Below are 12,892 nucleotides of genomic sequence, written 5' to 3' on the forward strand. Positions count from 1 at the left end.
TTTCCCCTTTCGAATCAGCTCTTATCATGTTCTCCATCTTACCCGAATCCCAAGCAAAAGAGTATGACTCAACTGGGCTATTTTTTGATATTTAGGGTTGTGGGGTTAAGCTAATATTGTCTTTTTCGTGTCAACCCGAATTTAACGGCGAAGGCGGTAAGCTGCACGCGATTCTCCAGCTGGAGCTTTTCCAGAATGTTCTTCATATGATTCTTTACCGTATGCTCGGAAATAAGCAGCTTCTCTGCAATCTGCCGGTTATTGAAGCCGTCGGCAACATAGGAGGTAATCTCCTGTTCGCGCGAGGTGAGCATGTTGGGGTTAGGACCGTCTATCGGTGACCGGATCGGGGCGCGAAACCGCTGAAAGAGCTTGTCTGCCATCTGTCTGGCCACCTCCGAATTATCATCCAGCAGCGCATGAAGATAAGTAAGCCATTCGTCGGGGTCCATGTTTTTGAGCAGATAGCCTTGTGCACCGAATTGCAACGCTGTGAAGAGGTCTGCTACATCATCGGAAACCGTGAGCATGACGATCCGGATAGATCCGTTCAATTGCTTAATCCGGCGGGTTGCTTCGAGACCGTTGACGGGCGCCATATGAATATCCATCAGCACGACGTCAGGTTCGACTTCTCTGCATAGAAGCAGCGCTTCTTCGCCATTGCATGCTTCGCCGACTACGTAGAAATCGGAATCGGATTCCAGCATGCTGCGTATGGCTTTCCTCGCCAAGGGATGATCGTCCGCGATGAGAACGCGATATGGCTGTTTGCCTGACATTTAGGAATTCCTCCTTAATGAATGAACATGAAGCTCTGTACCGGTAGCTTGCTCATCGGTTCCTGAAGAACGAATTTCAATCGTTGCTGCGAGCTCGGAAGCCCGTTTATGCATCAGCTCAATGCCGTATTTCTTATTCAAGACGGCGCGCTCCTGTAAGCCGCAGCCGTTATCCGTAATGTGCAAGCGCCACTCCTCAGGACTTGCATCAAGAATAATGGATGCGCGCGTTGCCTTGGAATGCTTGCGAATATTGGTAAAAGCCTCCTGAATGATACCGAACAGCTGCACTTCTTCTGTGGAATTGAAGCTTCCCTCAGCAATAGTGATCCGCGTCCTCAGCTCAATTTCCGTCACCAATTGCCAATCTTGCAGCCACTTGTGCAGGCGCTGGGTGAAGCCGGAGCCTTCCTCCGGAGGTGTCCGCAAATTAAAAATCGCCTGACGCAGCGAGTTGTCAATCTCGGATACCGCTGCTTTCGCTTCCTCCAGATGGCCTTGCTTCAGCTTTACATTAAGGAAAAAGAGCGTCTGCGCCAAATCATCATGCAACTCCCTGGCCAGCCGTTCGCGCTCTTCGTAGACCGCTCTGCGGGATTCGCCTGCCGTCAGCTTTTCATTGTTCCGTTCGATGCTTTGAAACATCCAAGAAGCAAAAAGATAGGAGAGCAGGAACGTAATAACGGTAATCGTGAAATTCCCGGCTTCCATCGTTAAATAATTAAGCAGAAATTCATGTCGTATATACTCAAAGCCGCCAATGATCAGAACCGGCAATAAGATCGCAAATAATTTCAGCGTGCGCAGAGACATCGGCTGTTCAGCTCCTTTTTCGCATCTGTATTTGGCATGGCTTCTATTATAACAGGTAAAATGTTAGAATTCTTCACAAAAACCCAGGCAAAACCTTTTCAATCATGCACACGTGTGCTACATTATTAATAAATCGTAGCACGATATGGAAAGGCATGGTGGGAGAAGGAATGTGGAAAGCAATCATGCAGCAGAAAAAAAGCTGGATCGGGTATGTTGGTTTTATTATACTCCTGCACGTTATAGGCATCATTGGTTTGTATAGCGTTGCCAAGACCTCGCCGACTTTCTGGGCTATCGGCTTATTGGCATACACCCTCGGCATGCGTCACGCTTTCGACGTTGACCACATAGCCGCCATCGACAACACAGTACGCAAGCTTGTTCAGCAAAAGAGGAATCCGCTTGGCGTTGGATTTTACTTCTCGCTCGGACACTCATCCGTTGTTTTCCTGATGGCCATCGCAACAGCTTTCTCCGTCCAGTGGGCAGAGCGGGAACTGCCATGGATGCAGCGTTTTGGCGGCGTGATCGGCGCCTCTGTATCCGGAACCTTCCTCGTTATTATCGGTATCTTGAATTTGCTCATCCTCATTAATCTGTATCGTTTGTTCCGCAAATTCCGGACTGGTCAATTTAAGGATGACGAGTTCGAAGAACTGCTTCAATCCAGAGGGCTTATTGCACGAATGATCAAACCGCTATTCGCTTTTATCGGCAAAAGCTGGCATGTCTATCCGCTCGGGTTCTTGTTCGGTCTTGGCTTTGATACCGCCAGCGAAATTGCGCTGCTGGCCATCTCGGCGAATGCGGCGAAGGAAGCTATTCCATTCATTGGCGTGATCTCTCTGCCGGTGCTCTTTGCCGCTGGAATGAGCTTGTTCGATACGGCAGACGGCATGTTCATGACGAAAGCTTACCGCTGGGCATTTCATACCCCCGTCCGCAAGCTGTACTACAATTTGACGGTCACGACAATAGCCGTAATCGCGGCTCTCGTTATCGGGGTTGTGGAGCTGGGGCAGGTTCTGTCTGAAGAAATCGGAATGGAAGGCGGCTTCTGGACCTGGCTGCAAGACCTCGATTTTGGAATGCTTGGCTATATGCTGGTTGGTTTATTTATTCTGGCCTGGGCGGTTTCCGTTGGCATCTGGAAATGGTTTAGGATTGAAGAGCGCTGGAGTGCTAAAGTATGATAAAGAAAGAAGTAAGATAGTCCGGTAGTCATATTGGGCTATCTTTTTTTGTTCTAACAAACAATCTTATGTAAATATTTAATAAAGATGAAATGGCAAAAAAGGATTTTGCCGAATCACGTTGAAAGTAGTCATCTGATATTTTTAGACCATTAGAGAAAGTAGGATTTGTATGATTCAGTTTCAGCACGTTTCTAAGGTGTATCCTAACGGTACCGTAGGACTGAACGATATTAACCTCACGATTAATCCCGGAGAATTCGTGGTCATCGTAGGACTTTCGGGAGCGGGAAAATCGACCTTGCTTCGTTCCATTAACCGCTTGCATGAGATTACAGACGGCCAAATAATGATCGACGGGAAATCCATTACAAATGCGAAAGGCGTCGAATTGCGTCGCATGCGCAGAAATATCGGGATGATTTTCCAAACCTTTAATCTGGTTAAAAGGTCTTCTGTACTGCGCAATGTGCTATCTGGTCGTGTAGGCTATCATTCGACTTTGAGAACTGTATTGGGCCTATTCCCCAAAGAAGACATTGAGCTTTCCTTGAAAGCACTCGAGAGAGTCAACATTCGGGAAAAAGCTTATTCGCGCGCCGATGAATTATCCGGTGGTCAACAGCAGCGTGTTTCCATCGCAAGAGCGCTTGCGCAGGAAGCCAAACTCATTTTGGCGGACGAGCCTGTTGCATCTTTAGACCCGCTTACAACTAGACAAGTCATGGACGACTTAAAACGAATTAATACAGAGCTGGGAATTACTACGGTTGTTAACCTTCACTTTATTGACCTGGCAAGGGAGTATGCGACGCGCATTATCGGGTTAAGAGCCGGTAAAGTCGTGTTTGATGGTCCTGTTGCAGAAGCCACGGATGCAGCGTTTTCAGAAATTTATGGCCGCGCTATCAAGAAGGACGAGCTTCTGGGGGTGCAGGAAGGATGAGTTCCACGACCTTCAAGAGGCCCCCTCGCACGAAGCTGTACATCACCGTAATCCTTATGCTTCTTTTCCTCGTAGGGAGCATTTATCAGACAGAAGCAACCTTAACCAAGCTCATAACCGGAACACCGGAAATTATAAAATTCGTAGGTGAAATGTTCCCGCCGGATTGGCAATTTTTCGCGGATATCTGGAAACCGATGGCACAGACACTTCAGATGTCAATCCTGGGTACGTTCGTTGGAGCGTTGTTTGCCTTCCCAATGGCCTTAATTGCAGCGCGTAACGTGACGACATCGCCATGGTTGTTTTACCCGGCCAGATTCATTATGAATCTGTTTCGTACCATCCCGGATTTATTGTATGCGGCTCTGTTTGCGGTACTCGTTGGTTTCGGACCGACAGCGGGCACTCTCGCGCTTATCTTCTTTACCTTCGGGATATTGTCTAAACTTTCTTATGAGTCAACCGAGGCTATTGATCCGGGACCGCTTGAAGCGATGACAGCCGTTGGCGCCAACAAGCTTAAATGGATTCGCTTTGGCGTTATTCCGCAAGTTGCTCCTACTTACTTGGCACATTTGCTATACACATTTGAAGTCAGTATCCGCGCCTCGGCGATCCTCGGTTTGGTCGGTGCCGGCGGTATCGGTTTACTGCTCAAAAATACGCTCGATTTGTTCCGTTACGATCAAGCCTGCGCGATCGTCATCTATACCTTATTGGTTGTGGTTATGATTGATTTGGTCAGTACCCGATTCCGCAGATATTTGCTAAAGGGCAGCAGCAAGCCTGTATCGCAATCCAAAATTCGCATCTATATGGCACTTGGATGGGCTATAGTTATCGCTTTGTTAATATGGGCATTGACAGGTCTTGAACTGACTGGTTTCCAGCCGACAACATGGATTCTTACAAAAGCAATGATAAGCGGATTGCTCCAACCGGATTGGGCCTACGTCTACATACCGGAAGGCGAAGATCTCCTCCGCAGTTTGTTAGAAACGTTATCCATTTCATTCTTAGGGAATTTCGTATCGGCGGTCGTCTGTCTTCCGGTTGCTTTCTGGGCCGCTGCAAATATGAGCCGATATCGTGCGGTTTCCGGATCCGGCAAATTGTTCCTTAGTGTAGTGCGAACGATTCCTGAAGTGATAATGGCCTTGATTTTCATTAAAGCAGTAGGACCTGGTGCATTCGCAGGCGTGATGGCGCTTGGGCTTCACTCTGTTGGAATGCTGGGTAAGTTGTACTCCGAAGCGATCGAGAATATGGATATGGGGCCAACGGAAGCGATGACAGCAGTTGGAGCTAATTTTTGGCAGAAAATGGCTTTTGCTGTAATCCCTCAGGTCATTCCCGATTTTATCAGCTATACGTTATTCCGCTTTGAAATCAACGTGCGTTCGGCGACATTGTTAGGGGTAATTGGAGCCGGCGGTATCGGTACGCCGTTGATCTTTGCTATCAATGCACGGGTGTGGCCGCGGGTCGGTATTATCATCATCGGTATCATTATTACCGTATCGGTCATTGACTATATTTCAGCATCACTCCGTAAACGGATTGTGTAAAGCAAAGGACGCCGCGAATGCGGCGTCCTTTTGCCATAGTTGGAACAGAAAAGTAAAAAACACGAGCTTAACTTGTTCGTCCCCCTTGTATAAGGTAAAGGGATCTGCCTTCACGTAAGACCTGCGGGATTAAGGCAGCTTCAGCGTTGCCCTCCAACACTTCAATATGTTCGATCAGTTCAATTGGGATAAGGATATTATTGATTTTCAATAATCGAAAAGCCTGATAATAACTAGAAATGACCCCTCTGATGTCGTCTTTGCCGTAACGGATGGAAACCATTTTTTTACAACCAATTAGCATGTTAAACATCCAATTTTCACCTCTCTATGTTATATGACAAGTCCAAGTAAACATTTGTCATGCAAAAGTAAAAATATTTTTTGTAAATCGAGGACGTGCCACCATCCATAGTATGCGGTGGAGGAGACGAAAAGAGCAAAAAAATGCCTCCGCATGACCAGATCATCATGCAAGAGGCATTTTCATTAGAAGGGCTCTGTATTATTTCAAGCCCATTTCTTTGTTCACGCTGCGAACGATATCGAATTTGGAATCTTCAGTAGCTACATAACCCTTGTGGGAGTATACATCGAAAATGATTTTTTGACCTTCCGGATCGGTACCAATCGCGATGAAAGCGTCTTGGATTTTCTTTTTCCAAGCAGCATCCATATCGGAACGAACAGCGATCGTATCATTCGGAATTTTATCAGAGAAAGTAAGTACTTTTGTTTGTTTAAATACATCCGGGTAGTCTTTCACCATGTTGGCACGGATATCTTGGAATACGCCTACAGCGTCAACTTGACCGTTCAGCAATGCGATAATCGCTTTGTCATGGCCTTGGAATTGTACGCCAGTAACGTCTTTAACAGGATCTACGCCAGCTTTTTTCAGTACGAACCCTGGATATACATAACCTGCTGCGGAAGTAACACCTTGCCAGCCGATTTTCTTACCTTTCAAATCTGCTACGGATTTAATTGGAGAATCAGCTTTTACAACGATCATTGATTTGTAGAAGTCCACAAGCTCTTTAGTAGGTTGACCAGTAGCGTCATCTACACCAAAGCGTTGCGCTTGTACAAGCAGGTCTGCCGCTTTACGATTGTCGTGAGCGACAACGTAGTTGCTCGGAGGCAGGAAGCCGATATCCACTTGTTTAGAAGCCATGGCTTCAATTACTGTATTATAATCAGTTGAGACAGAAACCTTAACGGGAATGCCTAGCTTGTCTCCAAGCAATTTTTCCAAAGGTTTTGCTTTTGCTTCAAGTGTTTCTGCATTCTGGGAAGGTACGAATTGTACTTTTAATTCTTTTGGTACGAAGCCTGCTGCCGCAGCCGGTGTTGCTGAAGCTTTTGCAGTTGATGGGGCGCTAGTCTCTTCTTTTTTTGCACACCCTGCTGCAATACCTGCTACTACGACTAAAGACATACTGATTGCTGCAAACTTTTTCAACATGTTTTGACCTCCGTATAATTATTTACAATAGTACAAGATGTAATATAACATTAACACAGAAGATATGGAAGATGGTGTAAAGTATTTGTTAATGTGACAAAATCTCTGTCAATTGTTACAAAATATTGTCATTGAGGAGCGGGGTTATGGAAAGGCAAAAAAGCTCAGAGAAATGCGTGATTTCCATACTGGAAACGAGTGATCTGCACGGCAGCATGCTGCCCATTCACTATGCAAATAATCAGCCAAACGACGTAGGCTTGTCGAAAATTGCCGCATTAATTGCGAAGGAACGGAGCAACAATGATCAGCACGTCATCGTGATTGATAACGGAGATCTCATTCAAGGCACACCGCTTGCTTATCATCATGCAAGATTGGATAATACACCGGTTGATCCGATGGTCCTGGGTCTTAATTATTTGAAATATGATGCTGCAGTAATAGGCAATCATGAATTTAATTATGGGCTTGATGTCCTATTAAAAGCTGTGCGCGAATCACAATTCCCTTGGCTTTGCGCAACCATTGCGGATGCTTTAACGGGTGAGCCTTTTTTAGGTAAACCTTATGTAATCAAAGAGCTTCCGAATGGTGTCCGAATTGGCATTCTAGGACTGACGACCCCATATATTCCGAACTGGGAAAATCCGAACCACATCCAAGGGCTCCGATTCGAGGATGCCGTGCAAACCGCATCGAAGTGGGTTCATGTGCTAAAAGAGCAGGAGAAAGCGGATCTGGTTATCGTTTCATACCATGGAGGCTTCGAAAGAGATATGGCAACAGGTGAGCCGACGGAACCTTTGACGGGAGAGAACCAAGGATATCAATTATGCATGGAAGTGGAAGGCATCGATGTGCTTCTTACCGGACACCAGCACCGCAGCATTGCCGGAACGGAAATCAATGGCGTTGTCATTGTGCAGCCTGGGAGCGCGGGAGCGACGCTTGGGAAGGTACAAGTGGAATTGGTGCAAAGTGAAGGTAAATGGATCGTTGCCTCTAAGAAATCCGAATTGCTGCCGGTTGCAGGCGTTCATGCCGATCCTAAGTTGACCGAACTTGTCAGCAGCTATGAAGCGAAGACACAGGAGTGGCTGGATCAGCCGATTGGCAAGCTGACGGGGGATATGCGGGTCCAGGATCCTATGCAAATTCGCTTGAAGGACAGCGCATTGATCGAATTTATTAACCGTGTACAGATGGAACTGTCGGGTGCCCCTATTTCGAATACGGCATTATTTGATAATGTCTCGCCCGGTTTTCCTGCCGACATTACGATGAGGGACATCGTCTCTAACTATATTTATCCGAACACCCTCAAGGTTATTCGAATTTCCGGTCAGGACATCAAGGATGCGCTGGAACAATCTGCGGAATATTTTGAGCTGGCGGCGGATGGAACAGTTCAGGTAAGCGCTAAATTTCGCGACCCCAAACCGCAGCATTATAACTACGATATGTGGGAAGGAATCAGCTACCAAATTAATATTTCCCGCCCTGTGGGCGAGCGTGTCATTAAGCTTGATTACGAAGGGGAGCAGCTGGATTTAACGGCTTCTTTCGATGTTGTGATGAACAACTACCGCGCTGGAGGCGGCGGCAATTACTTGATGTTCCAGGACAAGCCGGTTATCAAGGATATTCCGACGGATGTAGCCGAGCTTCTGGCGAATTACATCATGGAACGAGGCACCATTGAAGCAACGGTGAATCACAACTGGGAAGTTATTTGGGACTAACAATAATAAAAGCCGTCAACAGGCGAAGAGCATAGGCTCCTTGATTGTCGACGGCTTTTGTATGATGTTGTTGCGTTCAACGTTCGCGAATGTACTCTCGATCACCAGATCGAGGGTTATAATAAACTCTGTAGGTATAGCCGTCTTTGGGATCGATAAACACTTCCGGTGTCCAAACAAAGCCGTTTGACGGTTTATTGGATTCGGCTCCTTCTTTACTTTTATATCGCTTATCGTAAACGAGCCAGCCAAGCAGAAAGAGAAGAATAAAGCCAATGAACCACAATCCATATACAAAAAATAAAGGAATTAGACCATTCATAGCCTTCGTATCCGAACTGCTGTTCCGTAGGCGACGATTTCACTCATGTTCTGCCCGATATCACCGCTGTCAAAGCGCATCATGACGATGGCGTCAGCGCCCATGGCCGCTGCATTTTTCACCAATCTGTCCATGGCTTGGCGACGTCCGTCTTCAACCATTTGCGTGTACTGTGTGACTTCCCCGCCAACAAGCCCTTTCAAAGATGCGAGGATATCGCCGCCGATGCCTCTGGCGCGAACGACAACACCGAATGTACTACCCAGCACTTCCGTTACTTCATACCCTGCGATACTTTCTGTTGTAGCTACAATCATTAGATAACCGCTCCTTTTCAATTGGATAACCTTTGAAATTTGTCTTTGCCAGATGAATCGGTTTCGCTATTATTATCTTAGTACGAAGAAGCGAATAGGGGGTTTCATTATGAATTTCAATGTGAATAAGAATACGATCGAATTGTGGCCCGGAGCATCTACGGATAGCATCGGGGATGAGAACCGAGGTTGTCCGAGTTTGACCTTGTACCCTGCTGCCGGCGAAGGCTTGAGCTCTGCCGTCATAGTATGTCCAGGCGGGGGATATCGTAGGCGTGCAGATCATGAAGGCGAGCCTATAGCTAAATGGTTAAATGGACTCGGTATTTCCGCATTCGTTCTTAACTACCGAGTGTCGCCTCATCAGCATCCGACTCCGTTGCAGGATGCGCAGCGAGCTATTCGAACCGTCAGACATCATTCTCAGGAGTGGAATATAGATCCGAATCGTGTCGGCATCTTAGGTTTTTCTGCGGGAGGTCATCTGGCATCTACAGCCGGCACGCTGTATGAAGCTGGAGACATGCGATCACCAGACCCCATCGAGCGGCAGAGCAGCCGGCCTGATTTGATGGTCTTATGCTATCCGGTCATCACTTTTGGTGAGTTCGCGCATGAAGGGTCTAAGCTGCTTTTGCTTGGAGAAACACCGGATGACACGCTGGTAAGCTTGCTGTCGACGGAGAAACAGGTGACAGCAGATACCCCGCCGACATTTCTCTGGCATACAGCCGACGATGCTGCGGTCCCAGTCGAAAATAGTTTACTTTTTGCGGGAGCGCTTAGTCGCCATAAGGTGCCATTTGAGCTGCATGTGTTTGAAAGCGGCCGGCATGGACTTGGTCTTGCTGAAGATCATCCCGAAGCGAAGATTTGGCCGGATCTTTGCGCTGTATGGATCAAAAAGCAAAATTTTGCATGACAAACATTTCTTATGAGTGCTACGCGTTAGGTGAATCCGCCATCGTAGTTCAACTGGGTACGAGGATTGATCCAACAATTCATGAGCAGATTCGTCAGCTTGCGGCTTACATAGAAGCAAACAGCTTTCCTGGGTATCGGGAAATGGTAACAGCTTATACAACCATAACGATCTATTATGATAGTTTTGCTGTGTATACAGATCAAGCAAATACAGGTTCACACACAGGGCTGCTGCCGTATGAACGGGTGCTTTCATATATTCAAGCGACGATAAGAGAATTTGAGCAAAAAGACATGACCGTTTTTCATGAACCTCATAGAGTGGTTGAAATTCCTGTCTGTTACGGGGGCTTGTATGGGCCTGATTTAGAGGAAGTTGCCTTCTATCACGGTATTTCAGCTGAGGAAGTGATTCACCGCCATACGTCTCAGGTCTATCCGGTCTATATGATTGGCTTTGCCCCGGGATTTCCCTATTTAGGCGGTATGGATGAACGAATTGCAACTCCGCGCAAAAAGGTACCGAGAGAGAGGATACCGGCGGGCTCGGTAGGCATCGGCGGCAGCCAGACAGGCATATACTCGCTGGAGACGCCCGGGGGTTGGAATCTGATCGGCCGGACGCCGCTGGCTTTATTCCAGCCGAAAGCGAGCAATCCTACTCTTCTAAATGTCGGAGATCGGGTCCGTTTCGTACCGATTACCGGAGAGCAATATGACCAGCAGGCAGAAAGGGACGAACTGAATGAGCTTTGAAGTCAGGAAGCCGGGACTGTTTACAACCTTACAGGATGCAGGACGTTACGGATACCGTAAAGACGGTGTCATAACATCGGGGCCCATGGATGGGTTCGCGCACCGGACGGCTAATCTGCTTGTTGGCAACGCCGCCAATACAGCCGCTTTGGAAATGACCCTGCAAGGAGCGATACTGTATGCCCGTAAGGATATGCTGCTAGCGTTATGCGGCGCCGAAATGGAAGCGGAGATCGATGGTGAAAAAGTGCCGATGTGGCGTCCTTTCTTGATCCGAAGCGGATCACAACTAAGTATTCATTATGCGGTTAAGGGATGCAGATCTTATCTTGCAGTAGCAGGGGGATTCGACGTTGAAACCGTGTTGGGCAGCCGAAGCACCTATTTGCGTGCCGGATTAGGCGGGTATGAAGGTAGAGCGATTAGAACCGGAGACATATTGGAGGCAGGTGCAGCTGAGCCTAACTTAGCACGTATGCTACGAGCCATGGGCAGCCTGAGCATATTGGCGAATATAAACGAAACGCTTATTGCGCCATGCTTTGTGAGCCCGGCGATTCACCCTGATTACCAAGAAAATCCTGTGGTTCGTATTATACGCGGAAGAGAAGCTGTGAAATTTTCAGATGAGAGTGTCCAAAGGTTCTTTCAAGAAAGCTATACCGTTACTCCGCAATCCGATCGTATGGGCTATCGTCTCGATGGCGTGAAGCTAGAGCTTAGGGACAGTGCTGACAGTGAGATGATCTCCGAAGCTGTTGTTCCGGGAACCATACAAGTGCCGCCTGGCGGACAGCCAATTGTTCTAATGTCCGACTGCCAAACGACAGGAGGCTATCCCCGTATTGGACAGGTCATTCATGCAGATCTTCCGCTCGTCGCTCAAGTGAGACCGGGCGGTCAGCTTCGCTTTCAAGAGATTAGTTTACGTGAAGCACAGGAGCTGCTGCTCCTTCAAGAAATGGACTTGCGCAGGCTGCAAGCCGGTTTGAAGGCGTGGGCAAGGGATCGGGGATAGGAATGTAAGTCGATATGGAATCGAACCTAACAGGGAAAAGAAGGGGGATGATCGTGTTGCACATCGATATCAATTGCGATATGGGCGAAGGCTTCGGGGCCTATCGCCCAGGCCGCGACGCGGAGCTGCTCGACTACGTCAGCTCCGCCAACATCGCCTGCGGGTTCCACGCAGGCGATCCCGCCACCATGCGCAGCACCGTGCAGCTGTGCCTGCGCAAAGGCGTCGCGATCGGGGCCCATCCGGGCCTCCCCGATCTGCAGGGCTTCGGCCGCCGCGAGATGGCGATCTCGCCGGCCGAGGCATACGAGCTGACGTTGTATCAGCTCGGGGCGCTGCAGGCGTTCGTCCGCGCCGAAGGCGGACGCCTGCAGCACGTCAAGCCGCATGGCGCGCTCTATCACATGGCGGCGAAGCGCCATGATCTAGCCGCGGCCATTGCGGCTGCGACGGCGAGCGTCAGCGCGGAGCTGACGCTCTTCGGCCCACCCGGCAGCGAGCTGCTGCGGGCGGGCGCCGCCGCCGGGCTGCGCACCGCGAGCGAAGCTTTCGCGGACCGCACCTACCGGCGGGACGGCACGCTTACGCCCCGCGAGCAGCCGGGCGCGCTGGTGGCCTGCGCCGCGGAGGCTGCGGCGCAGGTCGTGCGCCTCGTCCGCGAGGGGAAGGTCCTCTCCCTGGAAGGGGAGGACCTGAGCATGCACGCGGACACGATTTGTATCCACGGCGACGGGGAACACTCCGTGGAGTTCGCGCGCGATATCCGCGCGCTGCTAGGCAGCAGCGGCATCGCGGTCAAGTCGCTACGTTAGCCGCAGCATGCTCCAGATAGATAAAGCCATGGCTGGAGTGATTTATGCAATCAATGGGAGAGAATATTTATAACCATTCTTTCGCTTGAGAAACGACCGATAATATGAGTAAATATAGAAGTAGCCGGCCGGCTGATTCCTTAGGAAAGGAGTGATCAAGGTGATTACAACAGCAGAGGTGGTCTCTGCGTAAGCAGAGGCAATCGTTCTACGGAGGCCGCA

General features: G+C 48.8%; 14 protein-coding genes. 8 read left to right on the forward strand and 6 right to left on the reverse strand.

The features are described from left to right. Positions 1–110 precede the first annotated feature (110 nt). Positions 111–782 carry a response regulator gene (locus ICC18_RS07780; protein WP_188173787.1) on the reverse strand — a complete coding sequence of 224 codons (672 nt, stop codon included), beginning with the start codon at positions 780–782 and terminating at the stop codon, positions 111–113. After that, positions 783–1,595, reverse strand: a complete 813-nt coding sequence (locus tag ICC18_RS07785) for a sensor histidine kinase (RefSeq protein ID WP_188173788.1) — start codon at positions 1,593–1,595, stop codon at positions 783–785. A 170-nt stretch (positions 1,596–1,765) separates the two neighbouring features. Here ICC18_RS07785 and ICC18_RS07790 point away from each other — a divergent pair, with 170 nt between their 5' ends. The 3 genes from ICC18_RS07790 (at position 1,766) to phnE (ending at position 5,308) form a co-directional block, all read left to right on the forward strand. Next, positions 1,766–2,791, forward strand: coding sequence for a HoxN/HupN/NixA family nickel/cobalt transporter (locus ICC18_RS07790; protein WP_188173789.1), 1,026 nt, complete (start codon positions 1,766–1,768; stop codon positions 2,789–2,791). A 172-nt stretch (positions 2,792–2,963) separates the two neighbouring features. Then, positions 2,964–3,737 (forward strand): phosphonate ABC transporter ATP-binding protein, encoded by a 774-nt coding sequence (gene phnC, locus ICC18_RS07795; RefSeq protein ID WP_188173790.1) that lies wholly within the window; start codon positions 2,964–2,966, stop codon positions 3,735–3,737. Continuing rightward, positions 3,734–5,308 (forward strand): phosphonate ABC transporter, permease protein PhnE, encoded by a 1,575-nt coding sequence (gene phnE, locus ICC18_RS34735; RefSeq protein ID WP_223192385.1) that lies wholly within the window; start codon positions 3,734–3,736, stop codon positions 5,306–5,308. Before phnC ends, phnE begins: the two co-directional genes overlap by 4 nt. A gap of 67 nt (positions 5,309–5,375) precedes the next feature. Here phnE and ICC18_RS07810 read toward each other — a convergent pair whose 3' ends face one another. Then, entirely contained in the window at positions 5,376–5,621 is a 246-nt protein-coding gene (locus tag ICC18_RS07810) for a hypothetical protein (RefSeq protein ID WP_188173791.1), read from the reverse strand. A gap of 192 nt (positions 5,622–5,813) precedes the next feature. After that, on the reverse strand, positions 5,814–6,776 hold the full coding sequence (locus ICC18_RS07815; RefSeq protein ID WP_188173792.1) for a phosphate/phosphite/phosphonate ABC transporter substrate-binding protein: 963 nt from the start codon (positions 6,774–6,776) through the stop codon (positions 5,814–5,816). A gap of 146 nt (positions 6,777–6,922) precedes the next feature. On the opposite strand from ICC18_RS07815, the gene ICC18_RS07820 reads away from it, so the two are divergent. After that, entirely contained in the window at positions 6,923–8,521 is a 1,599-nt protein-coding gene (locus tag ICC18_RS07820; RefSeq protein WP_188173793.1) for a bifunctional metallophosphatase/5'-nucleotidase, read from the forward strand. A gap of 76 nt (positions 8,522–8,597) precedes the next feature. Here the strand turns inward: ICC18_RS07820 and ICC18_RS07825 are convergent, their stop codons facing one another. Beyond that, positions 8,598–8,843, reverse strand: a complete 246-nt coding sequence (locus ICC18_RS07825) for an HD family phosphohydrolase (protein ID WP_188173794.1) — start codon at positions 8,841–8,843, stop codon at positions 8,598–8,600. Further along, positions 8,840–9,160 carry a YbjQ family protein gene (locus tag ICC18_RS07830; RefSeq protein WP_188173795.1) on the reverse strand — a complete coding sequence of 107 codons (321 nt, stop codon included), beginning with the start codon at positions 9,158–9,160 and terminating at the stop codon, positions 8,840–8,842. Before ICC18_RS07830 ends, ICC18_RS07825 begins: the two co-directional genes overlap by 4 nt. 109 nt (positions 9,161–9,269) lie before the next feature. On the opposite strand from ICC18_RS07830, the gene ICC18_RS07835 reads away from it, so the two are divergent. Genes ICC18_RS07835 through ICC18_RS07850 form a run of 4 tightly spaced genes read left to right on the forward strand, consistent with a single transcriptional unit; the run spans position 9,270 to position 12,670 of the window. Beyond that, positions 9,270–10,082 (forward strand): alpha/beta hydrolase, encoded by an 813-nt coding sequence (locus tag ICC18_RS07835; protein ID WP_188173796.1) that lies wholly within the window; start codon positions 9,270–9,272, stop codon positions 10,080–10,082. After that, positions 10,079–10,840, forward strand: coding sequence for a 5-oxoprolinase subunit PxpB (pxpB, locus tag ICC18_RS07840; protein WP_188173797.1), 762 nt, complete (start codon positions 10,079–10,081; stop codon positions 10,838–10,840). The genes ICC18_RS07835 and pxpB overlap by 4 nt, the downstream gene beginning before the upstream one ends. Then, positions 10,830–11,858 (forward strand): 5-oxoprolinase subunit C family protein, encoded by a 1,029-nt coding sequence (locus ICC18_RS07845; RefSeq protein ID WP_188173798.1) that lies wholly within the window; start codon positions 10,830–10,832, stop codon positions 11,856–11,858. Before pxpB ends, ICC18_RS07845 begins: the two co-directional genes overlap by 11 nt. 53 nt (positions 11,859–11,911) lie before the next feature. Beyond that, entirely contained in the window at positions 11,912–12,670 is a 759-nt protein-coding gene (locus tag ICC18_RS07850; protein WP_188173990.1) for a LamB/YcsF family protein, read from the forward strand. Positions 12,671–12,892 lie beyond the last annotated feature (222 nt).

This window comes from Paenibacillus sedimenti (assembly GCF_014534655.1).
Classification (GTDB): Bacteria; Bacillota; Bacilli; order Paenibacillales; family NBRC-103111; genus Paenibacillus_E; species Paenibacillus_E sedimenti.